The following is a 22,690-nucleotide window of genomic DNA, read 5'->3' as shown; positions in this document are numbered from 1 at the left end:
ATGAAGCTAAACACCCAATATAGAACGGAAGAAAGTGAAATCATGGACGATTTTTTACTGGAAGGTAAAGAACTTGCAGATGCTCTTGACCAGATTGCTTCTATCAATAAGCTGTTAGGAGGAAACAGACTGACACTTCACGGATTAAAGCAGCTGCTTCAAAAAGCCGATATTTCACAGCCTGTTTTAATAGCCGACATAGGCTGCGGCAATGGCGATATGCTCCGGGTACTGGCCGATTACGGAAAAAAACACAATCTCAATTTTCAGCTGATTGGCATCGATGCCAATGCTTTTACGATCGAATATGCCAGAACACTGTCGGCTGATTTCCCTAATATCGAATACAAATGCCTGGATATTTTTAGTGATGAATTTACCCGTCTGCAATACGACATTGCATTATGTACTCTGACTTTACATCATTTTAACAACCAGCAGATCGCAGATATTATGACTTCTTTTCATAGTAATGCAGCTTTGGGAGTCATTGTAAACGACCTGCACAGAAGCCGAATGGCTTACCATCTCTTCAAAATAATATGCTTCATTTTTAATCTCAAACCCATGTCCCGTAAAGACGGTCTGATTTCAATTTTAAGAGGATTTAAGAGAAAAGAACTCGAAAATTTTTCTGAAAAACTAAATTTAAAAAACTATACCATAAACTGGAAATGGGCGTTCCGTTACCAATGGATAATTGCAAAAGTATGAGTGTAAAAATAGTAACCGCCGTAAAAGAACTCCCTCAGTATTCCCGCAGCACTGAAGAAATCCTGCCCTTTGTAGACATATGGCTTCAGGGACAGGAAGAACGTTTTATAAAAAAAGTAAAAAAAATATTCGAAGGCGCTTCTGTAGACCAGCGTTATTCTGTAATGGATCCTGCAGAAGTTTTTACTGCCTCTTCCTTTGAAGAAAAAAATGATATATACAGCCGGGAAATGATCGTTCTGGGCAGTAAAGTACTCGAAAAAGCGCTGCAGAAAACAGGCTGGGATCCGCTTTCCATTGATTATATTATTACGGTAAGCTGTACCGGAATTATGATTCCGTCATTAGACGCTTATCTGATCAATAAAATGAAGCTCAGACAGGATATTGTACGTCTTCCTGTAACAGAAATGGGCTGCGCTGCCGGTATCTCGGGTATTGTATATGCCAAAAACTTTTTAAAAGCCAATCCCGGAAAACGGGCCGCTGTTATAGCCGTAGAATCCTCTACCGCCACATTTCAGCTGAATGATTTTTCAATGCCTAATATTGTGAGTGCAGCAATTTTCGGAGACGGCGCAGCCTGCTGTCTTTTATCTTCTTATGAAGAAGACAAAGGACCGGAAGTTGTCGATGAAGAAATGTACCATTTTTATGATGCTGAACATATGATGGGTTTTAAACTAACCAACAGCGGACTGCAGATGATTCTGGATATAGAAGTTCCGGATACCATTGCTTCCCATTTTGATGCGATCATTCATCCTTTTCTGCAAAAGAACAATTTAGAAATAAAAGATCTGGACCATATGATTTTCCATCCGGGCGGTAAAAAAATAGTCAATACCGTTGAATCCCTTTTTTCGGGATTAGGAAAAAATATCAACGACACCAAAGAAGTATTACGGCAGTACGGCAATATGTCAAGTGCCACAGTACTTTATGTTTTAGAACGAATTATGGATCAAAATCCAAAACCGGGCGAAAAAGGACTTATGCTTAGTTTTGGTCCCGGTTTCTCGGCGCAGCGTGTCCTGCTGCAATGGTAATTATTTTATAAAAAACAATATGGACTTAACCTCTATTACAGCACAGCTTCCTTACAGTGAACCTTTTTTATTTGTCGACGAATTACTTCAGGCCGATGAAAATGGTGTTACCGGAACGTATTTTTTTAAAGAAAACCACGATTTTTACAAAGGACATTTTAAGAATAATCCCGTAACTCCTGGAGTAATCCTGACCGAAACTATGGCCCAGATTGGACTGGTCTGTTTTGGTATTTACCTGCTTGGCGATCAGTTTACCAAAGATACAGTAGTAGCGTTTACCTCTGCTGATATGCAGTTTTTAAAACCGGTATATCCTAATGAAAAAGTCACGGTAACTTCTGAAAAAATATTCTTCAGGTTTGGAAAACTAAAATGTAATGTAGTCATGAAAAATGAAACGGGTCTGGAAGTCTGCAGAGGCATCCTATCCGGAATGATAACTACTAAATTATGAAAAAACGCGTAGTAATAACAGGTCTTGGCGTCGTGGCCCCAAATGGTACCGGTATTCCGGCTTTTACCAGGGCTTTAAAAAACGGTATTTCGGGTATTCGCCATGATGTCCGTCTGGAGGAACTGCAGTTTTCCTGTCAGATTGCCGGAGAACCTGAAATATCAGACGAATTAAAATCGCATAATTTTACAGAACTGGAACTAAGAGGATTTAACAGTACCGGTATTCTGTACGGTGTTATTGCGGGTCTGGAAGCCTGGAAAAATGCCAGACTTTCTATAGAAAATAATAACCAGCCGGATTGGGACAGCGGTACCATATTTGGCTCCGGTACATCAGGAATTGACAAATTCAGGGAAAGTATTTATAAAATAGACGAACTCCAGACCCGCAGGCTCGGAAGCACCGTAGTGGCGCAAACCATGAACAGCGGTGTAAGTGCTTATCTTGGCGGTAAACTCGGATTAGGCAATCAGGTTACCACCAATTCCTCCGCCTGTTCAACAGGAACAGAGGCCTTAATTATGGCTTATGACCGTATTCAGTCCGGAAAAGCAAAACGTATTCTTGCAGGAAGTACCGGCGACAGCGGTCCTTATATCTGGGGCGGGTTTGATGCCCTGAGAGTCTGCAGTGCCAAATACAATCAAGCCCCTGAACAGGGTTCACGACCAATGAGCGCCTCAGCAGCCGGATTTGTTCCCGGAAGCGGTGCCGGAGCACTGGTTCTTGAAGATCTGGAAACGGCTTTAGAAAGAAATGCTGTTATTTACGCCGAAATATTAGGCGGCGATGTAAATTCAGGAGGACAACGCGGCAGCGGCAGTATGACCGCTCCTAACAGCGATGCCGTACAGCGCTGTATTGTAAATGCCCTTCGTAATTCAGATGTACTGCCTGAAGATATTGACGCCATAAACGGACATCTGACGGCCACAACCAAAGACAGTCTTGAAATTGAAAACTGGACAAAAGCCCTTAACCTGAAAGGAAATCATTTCCCGTATATCAATTCTTTAAAAAGCCTAACCGGACATTGTTTAAGTGCTGCCGGAAGCATCGAAAGCGTAGCAGCCGTACTGCAGCTTTATGAAGGTTTTATATTTGGAAACACCAACTGTTCTGACCTGCATCCGGAAATCACGGCTCTTATCGATTCCTCCAGAGTACCCCAGCAGACTATCTATAATAATCCCAAAATAATAGCCAAAGCCAGCTTTGGTTTTGGTGATGTAAATGCCTGTATACTATTCAAAAAATTCGAAAATTAATTATGGAAAAGCAAGAACTCATAGAAAAGTTAAAAACAATCATAAAACCATATGCTGCCAATGCAGAAGCTTATGAAAACCTTACGGAAGAAACTGATTTTATTAACGACCTGAATATCAACTCAGCAAATCTCGTTGATATAGTACTCGATATTGAAGAAACTTTTGATATTGTAATTGACAATACTGATATGGAACGTATGCTGGATGTAAAAACAGCAGTCGAAATCATTGAAACAAAACTAGAGGCTAAATGATTGGTAACGATGTGATAGACCTTTTGAAGGCACGCCGGGAAAGCAACTGGAAACGAAACGGTTTTCTGGAAAAACTTTTCACGGCACAGGAACAGCTTTTGATTGTGCAGAGCGATAATCCCGAAAAAATGGTCTGGCTGCTCTGGAGCATGAAAGAAGCCGCTTATAAAATCTATAACCGGCAGACCCAAATAAGAGCCTATATACCGCAAAAACTAATCTGCTCTCTACTTATCGAAGATCAGAAATACAGTGCAGGAAAAGTCAGCCTGGATAATGAGGTATACTATACCAAAACGAATCTGGCAGACGACAGCCTGCATACAATAGCAGTCAGAAACATTAAAGATCTTGATACCGTAATCGAAATCGAAAAAAAAGACATTATTAAAGATGTCTACGGCATTCCGTATCAATTTGATGTCTTTTCTAATACTTTACGGGATGCCTCGGTGAGTCATCATGGCCGTTACGAAAAATGCGTTACAATACAGCGCTGATCATGCCCCTGAATAGGCTGTAAAGATTTTTGCTTTTATTATTGTATAAAACAGCAGGTTTATTACGATTATTCTATCAGGATTTTTACATTTGCCAGAAAGCACTATGTATGATTTCTTATAAATTTTCCCTTCTTCTTCTTTACCATTTCTTCTCTCCTTTTGCGGAATTTATAAGACAAAAAGCACTGCCGTCATGATCATTAATAAAATAATGCAGTCACGTACTTTAAAAGTCTTCTTCGGACTTTTTATGCTTAACAAAAAAAAGTAAAATCCACCCCGTTTAAACTGAACCAATTGAAAAAAATTATACTCCTCTCTGCCCTCACCTGTTCTGTAATTGCAGCTGCTCAGTCTCCGGCTCCCTCTGTTTCCGCAGTAGATGTTTATCACGGAATTGAAATTACCGATCAATATCGAAATTTAGAAAATCTGGAAGATCCGGCTGTTATTGACTGGATAAAAAATCAGACGGCTTATGCTCAGAAAATCTTAAAAAATATTTCCGGCAGAAATAAGTTTCTGGAAAGAGTGCAGAACATTGACAAAAAAACAGAATACAGTTACGGAGGTATTAATATTACTGCAAATGGCGCTTACTTTTACACCAAAATTCACAATACAGACACTTATAGAAAACTATACTATAAAAATGGACTGCAGGGAGATGAGCAGTTACTTTATGATCCTAAAGATTTTAAACCTGAAAGCGGTAAAGAATACGTAATAAGTTACTATATCCCTGCCAGTGACGGTTCTAAAGTGGCTATTGCCCTTACTGAGGGAGGAAAAGAAATTTCTGAAATTATTATTTATGATGTGGCAGAAAGAAGGGCTCTGCCACAGATTATTACCAATACCTGGCCAGGCGGAATAGGCGGCATAAAATGGCTGCCGGACAATTCCGGAATTACCTATGTTTATATTCCTAATACAGATATGAAATCTGATGATTTTATAATGAATACCAGATCTGTGGTGTATCGCGCGGGCAGCAGCCCTGATACTGCAAAAGACATCTTTTCAATGGCAAAAGACCCGGAACTGAAATTAAACAGATCCGATTTTCCTATTGTCAAAATCCCTCAAAAATTTAATAACTATATCTTCGGGCGAATTGGCGGTGCCACTTCCTATCATGATCATTATTATGCAAGAGTAACCAATCTTTATGAGGATAAGGTAATCTGGAAACCTTTCTTTAAAAAAGAAGATAAAATTCAGGCCTTCATTACTGATGGAGATGATATTCTATTTATCTCTGAGAAAAACGATAAAAATCAATTGTATAAAACTTCAATCACAACTCCTGATTTTTCAACTCCCGAAGTCATAATTCCACAGCTGAAGAATGAAATTATAGATGATATTGTGAAAACAAAAGACGGGTTTTTCTTTACTACTGTAAAAAATGGCGTAACGGCTAATTTTTATTCACTTCATGGAAAAAATTATAAAAAAATAAAGCTTCCCGTACCTGCAGGGAAAATTTACATGCAGACCATAAATGAAGATTTTTCGGATATCTGGATTTCATGTTCGGGCTGGACCCAAAATAGAAAAAGATACAAATATGACCTTAAAACCAATACTTTAAAACCTGAAGATTTTCGAATAGAACCAGATTATTCTGAATATAAAAACATTGTTGTCGAAGAAACAGAAATAAAAACACCTGACGGGTTAGATCTGCCTCTAACAATTATTCACAAAAAAGGGCTTATTAAAAATGGTAAAAACAGGGTGATTATGGATGGATACGGATCGTACGGAATCTCAAATGATGCCTATTTTTCACCACAAAATTTACTTTGGGTACTGGACGGAGGAATTCTGGTACGCACACATGTAAGAGGAGGCGGAGAAAAAGGAGACTCCTGGTATAAAGGCGGTTATAAAAAGACCAAACCAAATACATGGAAGGATTTTATCACAACTGCTGAATATTTAATTCAGGAAAAATATACCTCTCCCGAATATCTGGGTGCAGAAGGTGCAAGTGCGGGCGGCATCTTAATAGGAAGAGCTATTACCGAAAGACCTGATTTATTCAAAGCAGCCGTTATTGATGTAGGCTCTCTAAATATGGTTCGATCCGAAAAATCGCCCAATGGCCCTAATAATGTAAAAGAATTTGGAACCGTTGAAAACAAGGAAGAATTTGAAGCACTGCTGGAAATGGATGCTTACCATCATCTGAAAAAAGGAACAAAGTATCCCGCAGTTTTACTAAATTCCGGCGGTAATGATCCAAGAGTTGTATCCTGGATCCCTGCTAAATTTGCTGCAAAACTTCAGGCTTGTCAATCTGGCAATAATCCTGTTTTGTTAAATGTAGATACTGAAAGCGGACATGGAAAAGATGTATCCTCAGACAAAGAGAATGATCAGTTAACCGATTTATATGCCTTTTTTTACTGGCAGCTGGGACATCCTGATTATAAATTAAAAGAATAAAACCTATAAAAGCGAATCCTCAGGATCACATGGGAAATAAAGAGTTATATCCGTCCCCTCTCCCGGCCTTCCCTGAGCATGGATATCACCGCCTAATGTCTGCATAATTTTTTTACAGAGTGCCAGTCCGATACCAGAACCTGTATATTGCTCCTGATTATGAAGTCTTGTAAAAACCTTAAAAATAGATTCGGCATACTGCTGTTCAAAACCAATACCGTTGTCTGAAAAACGAACCCAGTGGCAGTATACTTTATATAAATCCTGTATTAAAACAGGTTCCTGAGAAGCCGTAATTTTAATTACCGGAAACCTGTCCGGCGAGGCATATTTGAAGGAATTCTGCAGAATATTAGAAAACAGCTGACGCATTAAAAAAGGAATCGCATAGACTTCCGGAAGATTTTCGGATTCAATTATGGCATTACAGTCCGTAATGGCTTCCCTCATCTCTTCCGTCGTTACTCCGAGAATTTCATTCAAATCGGTTTTCTGAAGGGCATCTGCGGTATTTTTTATCCGGGTATATTTTAAAATATCTTCCAGTAAACCTCTCATCCTGCCAGCTGACTTTGAAACCCGCTCTAACGAATTAAAAATCGATTCGGTGGGTATAACATCCAGTTCCAGAAGCATTTTGGATGTAATCAGCTGGATTTTCCGAAGCGGTTCCTGCAGATCATGTGTACTGATCCAGTTGATATTTTCAAGTTCCAGATTGGTTTCTTTCAGGATTTCGCTCTGTGTTCTGTACTTTTCCTCCTCCTCACTCAGCATAATCATAATCAAATGTTTATGCAGCGCATGGGCATACTGAACGGCTGTATTGATTTCATAAGGACGCCAGATACTGCTTTGGTCTTTTACGATCTGTTTCCAGATATTAAATGAATTTCTCGGATGAAGACCGGTACTGTCTTTTACAATACTTTTTTGAGGATCACCGCCCCAGTTAATTTCTGATATAGTTTCGGGTCTGTACCAAATAATATAATCGTTATTTTCCAGCGAATGGTAAATAATGCCGGCAAAATTAAAATTCTGTGCAGCTTCCGGTAAATGCTCCATTATTTTATTGGTCGTAAATACCTCCTGAACCTTTTGATTTTGAATATAGTCTGCCAAAAACCTGATCTGGTCCTCTTCCGGTGTCAGACCGTTTTTATATATTTTATCTCTGGTTACAACAGAAACTCCTGCCGCATTACAGATATCCAGTAACTGAGGGGCTGCAATAATCGTTTCCAGTGATTTTTCGAGAAAAGGGAGGTCAAGAGCCGTTAACTGTTCCAGCGCCAAAGAGGTTTTCTGAGCATTATCATTTTCATCATTGGACTGGCGTATATCAATCTGTGAAGTGATAAACTGCCCCTGAAGCTTTGCTGCCAGTCTAATTTCCGGCGATATATTCTTTTTAGAATAATGATGACACGCTATCAATCCCCATAACCTGCCATGGTGAATCAGTGAAATGGTCAGTGTTGCCCCAACGCCCATGTTTTTTAGATACTCTACATGAATGGGAGAGGTACTTCTAAGAATTGAAAGACTTAAATCAAGGTTTTTATTTTCTTTATCGTCAATAGTAAAAACAGGCACCGGCTGATAATCGATATCTACAATAAGTCTCAGCTGGTTTTTAATATACAGTTCCCTTGCCTGCACCGGAATATCGGTATGCGGATAATGCAGGCCCAAAAAAGGCTCCAGGTCTTCCCTGCAGTTCTCAGCAAACACTTCGCCGTTGTATTGTTCATCAAAACGATAAATCATCACACGGTCATAACCCGTTATTTCGCGGGTTCCCTGTGCTACCAGTGCACACAAATCTTTTAACGATTTGGTGTTGTTCATCTGGGTCACAAACTGAATCGTCTGTGTATAAACATCGGCCAGTTTTTCTTTTCCGGGAAACTGAGGCTCTGCTTCCAGAATATAGACCGCATCATTTTTATGAATACTGATTTGAAAAGGTTTTCCGAGCAGATCGATCTCAAGCGGAAAAACATCCTGAACCGTATCTTCATTTATATAATCAAAAATCTCTTTCTCTGCTTCAGAGCCAAAAACATCTGCCAGGGCTTTTCCTAAAACATCAGTATGAGCAACCTCTATAAATGAAGAAATATTGGCTGTGCAAAAATCTATTTTCCAGCCAGCCGTTAGACCAATTAAAAAACCGTGCGGCTGAATACTTCCGGGAATATGAATGGGTTCATGTTCGCAGTTGGTCAGTGTAACAATATCACGGTTAACTATATCTTTTATCTTCATTATTTTTCTGCACTCCCAAAATGATTGTAAATACTATCAAAAGCATATACAGCCCCTTTTATTATTTCCTCTCCGCAGTTGTTATTTTGTTCATATTCTGAAAGCACATTTAAAAACGATTTCCAAAAACTTCCGGTTTTGTCTCCATATCCGTTAAAATAAGAGACTCCATTACCGTTATCCAGTCCTGAAACCGTAGTGATATTCTTTAATATAAATCTTCCGCCAAGGCTTGATCCTTCAATAACATAAAATACACCCAGTGCAAAAGGTATTGAAAACGCTGTCTGAGCAAATACCTGTTCTGAAACTGTTTTGTTATAATTAAGGTAAGAAAGATCGCCTTCTATAAGCTGTTTCTTCTTTCTTTGATCCAAATCATCAATAATTCCTGAAAGCAGCGGAAAAATAACTTCTTCGGTATTTTTATGAACGTCATGCATTAAACTTAAATAATGGGCATAGGCATCGAGAGTCATATCCGGTGACAAAATAGAAGCCGAAACCGGAAGCGTCTCCAGTCTGGTATGAGCATCAGTTGTCTGCGTTTTAAGGTCAGTAAGAAAATGGGAGGATAAAGAAGTTGCATGGGGATTCATAGTAGTTATTTTAGCAGTTTAGGCAGGAATATCAAATTCAGTTTATAATTTCTCTCTAAGCAAATTTAGAGAAAAAAATTCAGCGACCTAATATTTACGCCCGTCATCTGTATTTTAAAAAACAAAAAAACTGCAAATCCGCTCATCAGGATATTCATAAGTTCTTTTTTACTAAATTGCAAAAGCTAAAAAGTCAAATCAAACTCATGAAGGTTTTAAGTACAGGTCAGTTTTTTGGTGACACTAACAGTATCATAAAGCTGGAAGGCTTAACCATTACAGATACTGTCTATACTCATGATAAAGTAGACTGGCACTATCATGAAAATCCCTACTTCACTTTTATACTTCAGGGCGGTGTACTGGAAGGCAATAAAAAAGAAATCTACCATTGTTCCAAAGGCAGTCTTTTGTTTCATAATTGGGATGATGCGCATTATAATATAAAACCACCTGGATTTACAAGAGGCTTTCATATTGAAATAGACCGAAACTGGTTTCAGGGTTACAACCTGAATATCGAACATGTACTGGGAAGCATTTCGGTTAAAGATCCCGAAATACAATTGTTGTTTTACAAACTTTTCAAAGAAAGTAAAACAAATGACCCGCTGGTTTCTCTGGCTATGAATGCTTTAGTAATTGAGGTATTGGAACGAATCAACAGTCAGAATAAAATAACGGAACGCTCTGTTCCTTCATGGGTCAAACCTTTAAAAGAGCTTCTTCATGAGCAGGTTCATGATGATTTCTCTCTTTCTCTTCTGGCAAAAATTTTAGACATCCATCCAGTTCATCTTTCCCGTTATTTTCCCAAATATTTCGGCTGTTCACTGGGCGAATATATCCGTAAAATAAAAGTTAAAAAAGCACTGGGCATGCTAGCCGATCATCGCAATTCGCTGGTTGAAGTAGCACTGGAAAACGGTTTTGCTGACCAAAGCCATTTTAACAGATGTTTTAAAGAAAATATGGGCATCACCCCTGCCGGTTATCGTAAACTGATTTTTTAATCCGATTAAAAAAGGCTTCCCGGATGTTAATTTTATTCTATACTTTCGTTTTAGGTATTTGTAGTTTTATCATTCATTTAAAAACAAAAACATGAGATTATTTATAATTGGGGTTTTAGCTTTCTGCATGAAGATAACTGCTTTATCAGCACAAAATATCGTAGAGCCGGACGAACCCAAAAACAAACTTCAGGAAGCGTATGGCGGAAAAATTGCTTTTCTGGCAAAAAACTATTCCATCGAAGAATTAAAAGAGGAAAACTTTATCAGCTCTTTTGAACTTAAAGAAGGCAATGCCCTCGACATTCGTATTTTTCTAAAAAACTCACTGATCAATTACCTTCACAAACTCGCACCGGAAATCAGTGCCGAAGACCTGCTTAAAAAAGGTAATTTTCAGTTTACTTTTTCTGTAGATGATAAGCTGGTTTATACCGAGAACCTGCATACAGGAGCCGGAACCGTAACAGCCAAAAGACAGTGGACTACTTTCAGGGTTCCTTTGATCAGCCTCACAAATGAAGACAACTGGGGACGTTATATGTGGGGACGTTTTTATTACGGTAATGGCGGAGACGAAGCGCTTTTTGGCGGAAAACATCTGTTGAAAATAGCAATTCGTCCTTATATAAAAACAGAAAACGGTATTAAAACGGGAGATTTAATAGCTGAAGGTCAAATCACTTTTACAACTCCCATATTGGAGTTAACAGAACAGCAGACTGCCATTCAGGCTATAACTGAAGGAAGCGGCTGGGCACTTTCCCACGATACTTTTAATTCCAAACTGATTGAGGAAATGAACACCCGGATTGAGCAGAAACGTTTTAAAAATATTACCAGTATTGCCGTTATTAAAAACAACAAACTACTGTTGGAAGAATATTTTAACGGAACTCAAAGGGAAACACTTCACGATACCCGTTCCGTTGGTAAATCGTTTGCTTCTACCATGACAGGAATCGCTGTAAAAGAAGGGTATTTAAAAGATGAAAACCAGACCCTCGGCCAGTTTTACAACCTGAAAAATTACGATCATTATACTGCTGTAAAAGACAGCGTGAAATTAAAAGACCTGCTCACGATGAGTTCTCTTTTTGAAGGTTCTGATCAGGATTCGGATTCACCAGGAAATGAAGAAAACATGTACCCTACAGATAACTGGGTCAAATTTGCTCTCGACCTGCCTGTCGATCCTAAAAAGAAAAACGGAAAACAATGGGATTATTTTACCGCCGGAGTTGTTGTTATTGGCGATGTACTGAACCAGAAAGTTCCGGGCGGACTTGAAGCGTATGCCAATAAAAAGCTGTTTCAGCCTTTAGGAATTAAACATTACCAATGGCAGTATACGCCGCAAAAAGTAGCCAATACAGCCGGAGGTTTAGGCCTGGAAACACTTGAACTTGCCAAATACGGACAACTTTACCAGAACAAAGGAAAATGGAACGGAAAACAGGTTTTACCTAAAAGCTGGGTAGAAAAATCGTTTTCCAATTATTTTCCTAAAAATGAAAATCACAGTGGTTATGGGTATTTATTCTGGCGCGAAATTTTTGAAATAAACGGTAAAACTTACGAAGCTTATGCCTGCAGCGGTAACGGAGGTAACAAAGTATATGTTTTTCAAAATATTCCGTTTGTTATTGTTGTTACAGCAACGGCTTATAACCAGTCTTATGCGCATCCGCAGGTTAAAAAAATGATGACAAATTATATTCTTCCTGCTGTTTTGAACCTCTAAAAATCAAATAAATATGAAAGTACTATTCTTCCTGATGCTGGCCGTTTTACAGATTGGTCACGCCCAGACTAAAATTCCTGTAATAAGCGCTTCGTCTAAAACAGCCTTTATTAAAGAAGGTACCGAAGAAAAATCGCAATGGCATCTGGATGCTGAAATAAAACCGGATGTTTATCTTACTAGTAAAAGCCCTAACGGAAAAACAGTTACTTTTTATACCAATCAGGACTCTTTGAATATAACCTTAAAACCGGGGAAACATTTTGATTTCATGGTTCTTTTAAACGGAAAAGACAGCTGTTATACCCGTATTGAATGTCCGGCACTGCAAAACTTTTCGAAACTAAAACCGGAAATACACGATACCATTCCTTTTGTACTTTCGGACTATAACAACCTTATTTTTAAAGTGGTTCTGGATGATAACGAAACTCTGTATTTAAAATTCGATTCGGGCACTACAGATTTTCTACTGACTAATGAGGTCCTGAACAAACTGAAACTAAAAAGTCTTAACGGGCATACTTTCCAGCTGGGCAGCCAGGTCTGGAAAAACCAGCGTATTTATCCAACAGAACTTTCGGGCCAGGGAACTGTGGGACGTTTTGGATGGAATTTATTTGATGGTAAAATTGTAGAAATTGATTACGGGAAAAGGCTTTTTATTGTTCATTCTGTTAAACCCAAAACAGATAGAAAATATCTTAAACTAAATCTGGAATACAGTAATACTTTATTTTGCATTCAGGGCGCTTTGAAAATAAAAAACACCTCTTACAAAGGGCGTTTCCTTTTTGACAACGGCTACCAGCGAACGGTAATGCTCGATCCTCAGCTGGTAAAGGAACAGCAGTATCCTAAAGAAAGTCTTCCGGTGCTGAAAAAGGTCATTATGAAAAACGGAAAAGGGGAAGAAATTCCGGTACTGACTGTAAAAAATGAGAAGCTCTGTTTTGCTGGTTTATGTCTTGAAGATGTGCCGGTACAATTGCTCGCTGCAGGCAATCCGGCCCGGTTTAAAACACATATTTTAGGGAACGAAGTTTTAAAAAGATTCAATACCATTCTGGATTTTCAGGACAATATCCTATATCTGAAACCTAATGCGCTCTGGAACGATCCTTATAGTGAAGGCTGATAAAAAAGAAAAGAGCTGTTCGGCAAAACAGCTCTTCCTAGTCTACAAATTCTATAACTAATTCAAATTTAAAAAGAAACGTAAGTTTTTCTTTTCCAGAGACTATTAAAATTAAAGTGAAGAATTGCCGTTCTTGGTTTGGTATCTATTGTTTTGCAGCTGTATCGCCTGATTTTGGCTGCATTAAAACTTCTACTTTATCTGCTTTAGTCAGTACTTCTCCGGCATATTTCTGAATGTCTTTTACTGAAATACTTTTTATCAGTTTTTCATAATCACTGCTGCTCACAAACTTATCTCCTGTTTTTAACTGATCGATAATAATGTTCATCCAGTAGGAATTCGATTTGATGTTCTGCTGATTGCTTTTTACCAGATCTTCTTTTATATCAGAAAGGTCTTTTTCTGAAACTTCTTTTTTCACAATCGTTTCCAGTTCATCATACACAATCTGAAGCAGTTTGGTATCTTTTTCCGGATTACAGTCAAACGTTACTACTAAAGAAAAAACAGGAGCCGGGTTTTTAGACAATGAACTTTGTGTCTGTACACCGTAACTTCCCCCCTCATCTTCTCTGATCTTGTCTAAATAACGCTTGTCCAGCAACTGCGATAACATATAAGCCATAAGCTGGTTTTTCTCTGAAAAGACAGCGTTTCGGTTTTCAAGATGTACATAAATACTGGTTTTAGGCACGCTCATTTCTCTTAGCAGTTTTGCTTTTGAAAAGCCTTTTGCCGGACCAATTTTATGATCGATGAACTTTTCCTGCGTCTGGTTTCCGGCTAAATTTCCTAAATATGTATTAATGATTTGAAGATCGCTTTCGGCAATATTGCCAACAAATACAAAAGTAAAATCAGAAGCATTGGAAATACGTTCTTTGTAAATTCTGGAAGCCTCGTCAAATTTCAGCTCGGCAAGGTTTTCTTTACTTAAAAGATACGTACGTTTACTGTGATTACTGTCTAACAGGGCAATACTGTCTCCAAATATCTTATTGTTGTTTTCGTTTACATTTTCAAGCGCATTGCTGTAATAATCTATAATTCGTTTGTAAGCCTGAGTTTCAAATCTTGGATTTTTAAAATACAAATACGTCAGCTGCAATAACGTTTCTAAATCCTTTTTTACAGCGCTTCCGTTAAAGCCTTCGTAGTGTTCTGAGATAAAAGGTCCTACTTTTACAGTTTTCCCAGAAAGCTGTTTTTGCAGATCGGTCACTTTAAAATCACCTAATCCTGAATTTTTGGCTAGAACGGCTGCGATCTGAGAAGAAGCCAGGTCCTTTTCCGGTAATACTGAAACTCCACCCGGACTAAAAGCAGCAAACAATATCTGATCCTGTGCTAAGGTAGTTGGGTAAATAATCACTTTTGCCCCGTTTTCTAAAACATAACCTTTGGCTTCTTTGATTCCTTTGATTTCAAACTTTTTAGAAACCGGTTTTACCGTCAGTTTATCGCTTACCAAAGCTGTATTGGCTATGGTTTCAGTATAAGGCTCCAGTTTTTGTCCCTGTACTTTAGTCATAACTCCGGTATAATCAGACTCTGACGGATAGGCAACATTTTCTTTTTCAGGTCCTGAAACAGTTAATACCTGATTTTTAGAGGTTGGCAGGGCACGGAAAATTTTGTTAATCTGATTGACATCCAGCTTTGTTAAAATTCCTTTTACAAATTCTACTTCCTCCTCTAAACTCATTACAGGCGAAGCTTCCAGATAGTAATTCTGCAGCTGTGAAGCCCAGTTTTCATTGCTGATTTTGTCTTTATTTTTTAACTGGTTTTCATAACCGGTACGCATATTTTCTTTTACACGGTCCAGTTCTTCTTTCGTAAAACCAGTCTGAAGCGCACGTTCGTATTCTGTATAGGCCTGCTCAAAAGCTTCCAGCAGTCTTCCGTTTTTAGGATTTACTGTTAAACTGAATAACGACGATAAACGGGTAAAACCGGAATGGCTTACTCCTGCTGATAATAAAGCCGTTTCACTGTTTACAATATATTCCCTAAAACGATTGTTCATCATCTGCAGGGCTAACTGCTCTCCTATACTGTTTTCAAACTCAGCAGCATCCTGTACAAGCGGTTTGTTTTTTCTGAAGTTAAAAGTAATAGATGTCTTTTGTGCTTCTTTATCCAAAGCCAGTTTGTACATCAGTTTATCGTTATCCGGAACAGCCTCATAAGTACGTTCTGCCGCATTTGAAGGCATAGGAATAGAACCCATTATTTTTTTTACCTGCTGTTCTATTCGGGCCGGATCAATATCACCCACAATCACCACTGCCTGATGGTTTGGCAGGTACCACTTTTTATAGTAATCTCTTAATTGTTTGTATTTGAAATGATCAATAAGGTCCATATCGCCCAAAACGTCTCTTTTGGCATATTTCGAACCGTTGTAAATGACAGGTTCCAATTGTGTTCCAATTCTTAAATCAGCATTTCTTCTGGTACGCCATTCTTCATGGATTACCCCTCTTTCGGCATCAATCTCGGCATCTTTTAAAGATAAAAAGCCGGACCAGTCGTGCAGTACATACAAACAGGAATCTAATAAAACAGGATTTTTTACCGGAACGTTACTTATGTTATAAACGGTTTCATCATGTGATGTATACGCATTAATATCACGCCCGAAGGTAACTCCGTGTTTAGACAGCATATTGATAATGCCTTTTCCCTTAAAATGTTCGGTTCCGTTAAAAGCCATATGTTCCAGGAAATGGGCCAGTCCGTTCTGGTTATCGTCTTCTAAAATAGCCCCTACATTCTGTACAAAATAGAAATCGGCTCTTTCTTTCGGCCATTCGTTATGCAGAATAAAATACTGCATGCCATTGTTTAATGTACCATGAACTACCTCTTTCCGCAAGGGAATCGTAGTTTTAAACTGCGCTGAAACCTGAGTTAAACCCAGAAATAATAAATGCGCTGCAATTAATTTTGTTTTCATCGTTGATCGTTGTTGTTCTTTTTTTGATTGAATTTTAGTTTAAATAAGATATAAGTAATTCCTGCTGTTACTTTGAAGGTCTCATAAGAAACCTTCAAAAAACAGTTTTTGAAACACATAGAAACATAGTCAGCAGATCTGTAAAAGGCGTTTCACTTGTATCAATTCACATAGTTTTCTATGTGTGGAAGCGAGCTTCTTTTTTGCTCTTGAAAAGAAAAACAGTAAAAATCTATGTTTCTATGTGTTTAATAATTTTAATTGAATTACATCCAGTCTGGTTTATCTGAACCTTTTAAGTAGTAATCAAAATACTGCTGCATCTTGAGAGTCCAGTCTTTTCTGTTACCGGCATCGTCTAAAGTATGTCCTTCTTTTTTGTAGTTTACTAATAAAGCAGGCTTTCCTAAACGACGAAGCGCAAAGAATAAGGACTGTCCTTCCTGATACGGCACGGCACGGTCATTATCATTATGGAAAATCAAAATTGGTGTTTTGATGTTTTTCGCTGAGAAAATAGGTGAATTTTTGATATATCCGTCTAAATTGTCATGCATTGAACTTCCCATGCGGTACTGATCGGCTTCGTACTTAAACATGGTCGAAATACCGTTTGATCGCATTACAGGATAGTTGGCCGTAAAGTTGCTTACTCCGGAACCTACAATCGCACAGTTGAAAAGATCGGTTTTAGTTGTTAAGAAAGAAGTTTCGTAACCGCCAAAACTATGTCCCTGAATTCCAATTTTACCTTTTTCAGTAATACCGTTTGCGATTAAATATTCAACACCGCTCATAACATCATTGTAAACACTGTTTCCGACATCTCCGTAAACATAATGTACGTCTGGCTGAAATACGATATAACCTCTGCTTGTATAACTTGGAATATTAATATTCGAAGAACTAACTTCCGGCAGCTGATACGTATTAAAATCAGTTGTATGTTTTTCGTAAAAATGAACAATTACCGGATATGTTTTTTTGCTGTCGTAGTTGTCCGGAAGATATAGATTTCCTTGATTTTCCTTTCCGTTAAAGGTTTTCCAGGTCAATACTTTTGCAGTTCCCCAGGCATATTCTTTTTGCTGCGGATTAATATCGGTAATTTTAGATTGTGATCCAAAACCAGACGTTCCCCACCATAAATCCGGAAAAATAGTATAACTGGATTTTGAAAATAAAACACTTGAATTATCTCCGGAAACGGCTTCAATACGAACATTATAAGCAGTATTGGCAAATACTTTTGTAATAGAAGTATTGTTGTTTAATTGATAAACTCCTCTCGATTTATGATCGAAATCAAAACCAGTTAAAGTAACGGTTTTCTTTTGGTCCAGATTGCCAATAAAACCTTCTTCTCCGTAACGAAGTTCCACTTTATTTTTTCTTCCGTAACCCTGACTTAGAGAATAAGCTTTTTTCTGATTCGTAAGATCAATTGCCCACAAATCAAACTGATCGTATAAAACTACTGTATTTCCGTTGTTTAACCAGCCCGCAATTCCGTAAGCAGTATTCGCCGATTTCATGTCTACGTTATCATCTGAAACCGGAAAAGGAATCTGTGAACTGATGTTTTTAAACTGCATTGCTGCCGAATCAAAAACGGTCCAGATCTTTTGTTTCTCATCATACATAACCGCAAAACTTCCCTGCGGATTCCATGTAATGCCTCCAAAAACGCCTGTTAGTATTTTAGTTGATCTGCCTGTTGCAATATCAATCCAGTAAATATCGCTTCTTTCGTTAAAAGTCCAGTCGACTTCTACTGTATACGGTTTTTTATCGATAGCAAAAACACCTTTGTAATTCCCGGATTCCGGAACTAAAATCTGGTCAAATTCGCCTGTTGAAGCAACTTTTATTACTTTTTTGTTTGTAATATCATAAAGGAATTTCTGCTCGCTTGGAAGTGTTTTAGAACTTCTTAATAACTCTTGCCGGCGTTCCATAGTTCCCTGATTGGATCTCCAGATTTCAACGTTTGATTTTGCAATCTGAGTATTTTCAGGACGTTTGTTTGAGTTTACTAATAACGTAATGAAATTGCTGTTTTCATTTAATCCGTATGCTGCTTTAGAAATAGAAAAATCAGGATTATTCAAATTGATATCATCATAATTGAATACAAAATGAGTTTTATTAGTATTCAAATTGAAATAATAAACCATATTGAAATCAGCGCTGTTTGCATCTTTTAAAGTAAAAGTTCCGCCGTTTTCTTTGTCGTTTAACTGAAAATCTCCAAAATCAGCTGCATTACCACTGTAAACCGTCTGCTGTTTTCCTCCCGGAATTCCCTGTTTTAAAAATACTTTGTCTTTTTCAATCTGAACATACACAATCGATTTGTTCTTTAAAAAACGGGACGATTTGATATTGCTTACAAAAGTACTGTCATTGCTTTCTAAATTGTAGCAAACCAGACGCTGTAAAAACATTTCCCCTTTTTGTGCTTCAGGACGTGTATAATACAGAAAATCAGTTCCTTCAAGAGCATTCGTATAATGCGGGCTCTTCCAGAGTTTTTTAACACCAGTCTTTAAATTTTGTAAAACGGTACTGTCATTTACACTGTACTGAATCCAGTCTTTTTTTCCAATGAATTTTAAATCACTGATATTATTCAGAACCAGACGTTTTCCTTTTGATGCTTCCTGAATAATAATCTGTTTTTTACTTTCTTTTTCTTCATCCTGAAATACAGTACTATATGAAATCCATTTTCCGTTATAGGACAATGCTTTATTGTTGATTCGCTGCCACGTTTGATAAGCGGTTTCGTCTACTGATTTTTTCTGTGCTGATAAACTATGTACACCCAGAGCGAGTGTACATAGTAAAAATACTTTTTTCATATTTTTTTGGTTTTCAAAAAGAAGCTATTCGTTCTTTAAAACATTTATAACGTTAGTTAGTTCGTCTACAAGCTGTCCCGGATTTCCTGAATATCCTTCGGATGTGAAACGGATTTTCCCGTTTTTGATTACTACTTTTCTTGGAATTCCGCTTGAATTAAAGATTTTAGCATAATTCGTAAAAGAAGCGTTGTTGGTTCCTCCTCCTTTTTTTACTAAATCAAAATACGTATCCAGTTTTAATCCTTTTTCTTTTAAATAAGCCAAGGCTTCTTTTTTATACCCTTCTTTGGTTTCCTGAGTACTGATAAAATATACTTCAACCTGTTTATCATCTTTAAAGTTATTTACCAGCTGCTGCATCGCCGGGAACGCTTTTTTACAAGGTCCGCACCAGGTTGCCCAAAAATCGATCACGATAATTTTTCCGCTGTTTAGTGCCAAATCTTTTATTTTTCCGTCTGCACCCTGCACTTTAATTGCCGGAGCCGCTATTGGGTCCATTAAAGCAATTTTTTCTTCTCCTTTGTTTTCTTTTTTCAATTGCTCTAAATAAGCAGGGAAATCAGCTTCTTTTTTACCTTCTTTTAAATAGATTTCTTTCAGCTTAGCCGTTGCGCCTTCTGATAATGTATTAGCTCTGGCTGCATTTTTTAAAACTTCTAAAACAGGTTTGTTAAAAGTTTCTAAAGCTCGTACATGAATATCGTTGATACTGGCTTTCTCGTAACGTTTTTCAAATGACAGTAATTCAAAAGTTTCCAGTACTTCTTTGTACTTCTTAAGCATATCGTACATACGGATCTGAATTACCAGTTCGTTGTCCAGCTGGTTTTTGGCATTTTCTACCGCCTGATTTGGCGACCAGTAAATACCCTGCATATACGATAAGTCGTTTACTTTTTGCTGCATTAACTGAATCATAGGCACTGCCATAGTTTCGATTACCTGAGGCTCTACTGATTTTAAATACAATGCTTTCGAAATATTCTGATGATAAGCATCATTAAGATTAGCAAAATTCATAGTTGGAATTAACGCCAGAATACTCTTGTAATCTTTGGTGTCAAAATAATACCCAAACTGCATTTTTACAATATTGTCATAAAAATACTGCTGGTGCGGCGGTACTTCTGAATTATACGGGAAAGCCGTTAAAAATTCGGTTATTACTTTGTTACGTTCAGCAGCATCCTGAATTGGCATTATTTTTTGATACGCTTTGAATCGAACATGGCTTCCTTTTGGAAATTGTTTTTCAATTACCGTTTCGATTGAATCTGCTTTCGTTTTATTTTTCAGATCAAATAAATAAATGTGATGTACTTTTTCATACACTTCTTCCGGAAGTCCTTTTAAATTCTTTGCAAAATCGGCTAAAAATTTACTGCCCAGTTCTTCAAACTTCTCTGGTTTTTGTTTTTTCAGAACTTCAAAATAAGTATCAAAAAATTCCGGGAATCTGTCGCCATGGTCTTTTACTTCTTTTTTCAGCCAATACTCCGTAGCATCTCCTTCGATACTGAAATCTTTGAAATAACCGCCAAACTGACCGTTGAAATCTTTGTTTCTGAAAGTTGCCCAGGCCAGATCTGCTCCGGGCATTTTTACTTTTGGTTCTTTAAAGGCAACCAGCATGTATCCGGTATCCTGTCCTGTATCAGTAACTAAGCCGTTTTCGGTATTGCCGTAGAATTTGAAAGCCATAAAAGCACAGTTTTTCGGCACGGTAAAATCGGCACTGTAAACAGCGCCATTTTTCTTCATTTTAAGGTCTTCAATTTCCCAACGGTAATCATTAAAAACATAGGCGTAACCGCTAATATTTTTGACGTTTTCTAATGGTCCTCCTTTTGGATCGTAGGTCATACTAAAACTTGCCCCAGGAATCGGAATATCTATCATTCCCTGTAATCTTGACTTAACTTCCTGACTTGCAACCTGTAAAGTAAAGGCGCAGAAGGCCAATACCAGTAATTTGATATTTCTTATTTTTTTTAACATTGCTGTGTTTTTTAATTCCCTAATTCAGGGTTTAGATCGATGTAATTTTGATTAATTGGGAATACATATCCGTCACTGTTTGGTTCCAGCGTATACGTCTGCCCTTTGAATTCTCTGGTATAGGTTTTCTGATAAAGCGGATCCAGATTAAGTCTTTTCTGATCGAACCAGCGGAATCCTCTCCCAATGAATTCTTTTTGTCTTTCAGTAAGAACCAAATCAAGCGCCTCTTTAGCCGTTGCAGCAGTTACCTCATAAGCCGTTCCTGATTTGAATCGTTTTGCTCTCAGGATGTTTAAATTTTCTACTGCCTTCTGCGTATTGTTTAATCGCGCATAACACTCTGCTGAGATCAGGTACATTTCCGGAACTGATACCCCTACATTGATTCCGTTGGTATAACTGTAAGTTGCAATTCCAAATCCTCTTCCGGTATGGGAAGGATAAAAATTGGTTCCCGGAATCGTGTAATAATCGTAGCGTAAATCATCCGTTCCAAAACTGTTCAGCAATTCTGTTGACAATGGTGCTCCGTTATAAGCCGTTAATAATGTTTTTGAAAAAATCACTTCAGGATTCTGAATCAGAACCGGATAGCTGTAACCGGATGCAAATGTTTTTAAATCGATTAAAGTATTCTGCATCTGCAGTGCTTTCTGCGCATTGTCGAGACTTAACTGATATTGTCCCATATACAGATAGGTTCTGGCAAGTAATGCATAAGCCGCTCTTTTAGAAGGCAGTACATTAAACTCCGGCGTATCCTGAATATCATTAGCCAGTGCATCTTTTAAATCAGAAATAATCTGATCGTATACCTGTGCTACAGTGCTTCTTTCCAGAGAAGAGAATAATTCCGGTTTTAACAAAAGCGGAACTGCTTTTTCTGAATTGGCAGAAGCCGGATTAAACTGAGGACCGTAAGTATTTACCAGCTGCAGATAAGCAAAAGCCCTGTGAACAAAAGCTTCGGCATAAATTTCTTTTTTCTCTGCATCGGTTCCTTTTTCACTGCTCATAACCCCGTTCAGGATTACGTTGCTGTAATACACTGCTTTGTACAGACCAGTCCAGTCAGAATCGCCTTGTGACGGATCGTAAATTCTGTCCTGCCAGGTATAACTGTTGCTCCAGATAGTGGTTACTCCGTTTTGGTAAGCTGTTGGAAAATCTACATCGGCATTGGCAATCAGATAAATTCCGCCCGAAGCCGTCATGTCGTTATAATTATTAGCAAGGCCTCTGTAATCAGAAGTATATTTTAAAACTCGGTTGTTTCCCACCTGTTCTACCTCAACATAATCTCGGCAAGAGTTTAACAGAAGCATTGGAAGGACGATATATAGTGTGGATTTTAGAAATTTCATAGTCGTCTGTTTTT

The 22,690-nt window shown here is 38.0% G+C and carries 16 protein-coding genes; 10 read left to right on the top strand and 6 right to left on the bottom strand.

From position 1 onward, the window contains the following. From ACODST_RS25295 to ACODST_RS25265, 7 genes are all read left to right on the top strand, one after another. On the top strand, positions 1 to 714 hold the full coding sequence (locus tag ACODST_RS25295; protein ID WP_488934879.1) for a methyltransferase domain-containing protein: 714 nt from the start codon (positions 1 to 3) through the stop codon (positions 712 to 714). Continuing rightward, a complete protein-coding gene (locus tag ACODST_RS25290) occupies positions 711 to 1,763 on the top strand; it encodes a type III polyketide synthase (RefSeq protein WP_488934878.1) in 1,053 nt (350 codons plus the stop codon). Before ACODST_RS25295 ends, ACODST_RS25290 begins: the two co-directional genes overlap by 4 nt. 19 nt (positions 1,764 to 1,782) lie before the next feature. Continuing rightward, on the top strand, positions 1,783 to 2,220 hold the full coding sequence (locus ACODST_RS25285; protein ID WP_488934877.1) for a 3-hydroxyacyl-ACP dehydratase FabZ family protein: 438 nt from the start codon (positions 1,783 to 1,785) through the stop codon (positions 2,218 to 2,220). Continuing rightward, the gene (locus ACODST_RS25280; RefSeq protein ID WP_488934876.1) at positions 2,217 to 3,491 is read left to right on the top strand and encodes a beta-ketoacyl-[acyl-carrier-protein] synthase family protein; all 1,275 of its coding nucleotides are present in this window, start codon (positions 2,217 to 2,219) and stop codon (positions 3,489 to 3,491) included. Before ACODST_RS25285 ends, ACODST_RS25280 begins: the two co-directional genes overlap by 4 nt. Positions 3,492 to 3,493: 2 nt before the next feature. Beyond that, positions 3,494 to 3,748: an acyl carrier protein gene (locus tag ACODST_RS25275; RefSeq protein ID WP_488934875.1), complete on the top strand. Its 255-nt coding sequence runs from the start codon at positions 3,494 to 3,496 to the stop codon at positions 3,746 to 3,748. After that, the gene (locus ACODST_RS25270) at positions 3,745 to 4,248 is read left to right on the top strand and encodes a 4'-phosphopantetheinyl transferase family protein (protein ID WP_488934874.1); all 504 of its coding nucleotides are present in this window, start codon (positions 3,745 to 3,747) and stop codon (positions 4,246 to 4,248) included. The genes ACODST_RS25275 and ACODST_RS25270 overlap by 4 nt, the downstream gene beginning before the upstream one ends. Positions 4,249 to 4,548: 300 nt before the next feature. Next, the gene (locus ACODST_RS25265; protein ID WP_488934873.1) at positions 4,549 to 6,708 is read left to right on the top strand and encodes a prolyl oligopeptidase family serine peptidase; all 2,160 of its coding nucleotides are present in this window, start codon (positions 4,549 to 4,551) and stop codon (positions 6,706 to 6,708) included. Between the two features lie 3 nt (positions 6,709 to 6,711). Here ACODST_RS25265 and ACODST_RS25260 read toward each other — a convergent pair whose 3' ends face one another. After that, entirely contained in the window at positions 6,712 to 8,982 is a 2,271-nt protein-coding gene (locus tag ACODST_RS25260) for an ATP-binding protein (RefSeq protein WP_488934872.1), read from the bottom strand. Next, positions 8,982 to 9,581, bottom strand: a complete 600-nt coding sequence (locus tag ACODST_RS25255) for a biliverdin-producing heme oxygenase (RefSeq protein ID WP_488934871.1) — start codon at positions 9,579 to 9,581, stop codon at positions 8,982 to 8,984. Before ACODST_RS25255 ends, ACODST_RS25260 begins: the two co-directional genes overlap by 1 nt. A 206-nt stretch (positions 9,582 to 9,787) precedes the next feature. On the opposite strand from ACODST_RS25255, the gene ACODST_RS25250 reads away from it, so the two are divergent. The 3 genes from ACODST_RS25250 to ACODST_RS25240 all read left to right on the top strand — a co-directional run bounded on the left by ACODST_RS25250 (position 9,788) and on the right by ACODST_RS25240 (position 13,476). Beyond that, positions 9,788 to 10,594 carry an AraC family transcriptional regulator gene (locus ACODST_RS25250; RefSeq protein WP_488934870.1) on the top strand — a complete coding sequence of 269 codons (807 nt, stop codon included), beginning with the start codon at positions 9,788 to 9,790 and terminating at the stop codon, positions 10,592 to 10,594. A gap of 91 nt (positions 10,595 to 10,685) precedes the next feature. Next, the gene (locus ACODST_RS25245) at positions 10,686 to 12,338 is read left to right on the top strand and encodes a serine hydrolase domain-containing protein (protein WP_488934869.1); all 1,653 of its coding nucleotides are present in this window, start codon (positions 10,686 to 10,688) and stop codon (positions 12,336 to 12,338) included. A 13-nt stretch (positions 12,339 to 12,351) separates the two neighbouring features. Next, positions 12,352 to 13,476, top strand: coding sequence for a hypothetical protein (locus tag ACODST_RS25240; protein WP_488934868.1), 1,125 nt, complete (start codon positions 12,352 to 12,354; stop codon positions 13,474 to 13,476). Positions 13,477 to 13,621: 145 nt separating this feature from the next. Here the strand turns inward: ACODST_RS25240 and ACODST_RS25235 are convergent, their stop codons facing one another. The 4 genes from ACODST_RS25235 to ACODST_RS25220 all read right to left on the bottom strand — a co-directional run bounded on the left by ACODST_RS25235 (position 13,622) and on the right by ACODST_RS25220 (position 22,676). After that, positions 13,622 to 16,441, bottom strand: coding sequence for a M16 family metallopeptidase (locus tag ACODST_RS25235; RefSeq protein ID WP_488934867.1), 2,820 nt, complete (start codon positions 16,439 to 16,441; stop codon positions 13,622 to 13,624). Between the two features lie 266 nt (positions 16,442 to 16,707). After that, positions 16,708 to 19,305 carry an alpha/beta hydrolase family protein gene (locus ACODST_RS25230; protein WP_488934866.1) on the bottom strand — a complete coding sequence of 866 codons (2,598 nt, stop codon included), beginning with the start codon at positions 19,303 to 19,305 and terminating at the stop codon, positions 16,708 to 16,710. A 24-nt stretch (positions 19,306 to 19,329) separates the two neighbouring features. After that, the gene (locus tag ACODST_RS25225; protein ID WP_488934865.1) at positions 19,330 to 21,309 is read right to left on the bottom strand and encodes a TlpA family protein disulfide reductase; all 1,980 of its coding nucleotides are present in this window, start codon (positions 21,307 to 21,309) and stop codon (positions 19,330 to 19,332) included. A gap of 11 nt (positions 21,310 to 21,320) precedes the next feature. Continuing rightward, a complete protein-coding gene (locus ACODST_RS25220; protein WP_488934864.1) occupies positions 21,321 to 22,676 on the bottom strand; it encodes a RagB/SusD family nutrient uptake outer membrane protein in 1,356 nt (451 codons plus the stop codon). Positions 22,677 to 22,690 lie beyond the last annotated feature (14 nt).

Source organism: Flavobacterium sp. FG19 (genome assembly GCF_057809475.1).
This window is presented reverse-complemented; position numbering and strand designations above follow the sequence as displayed.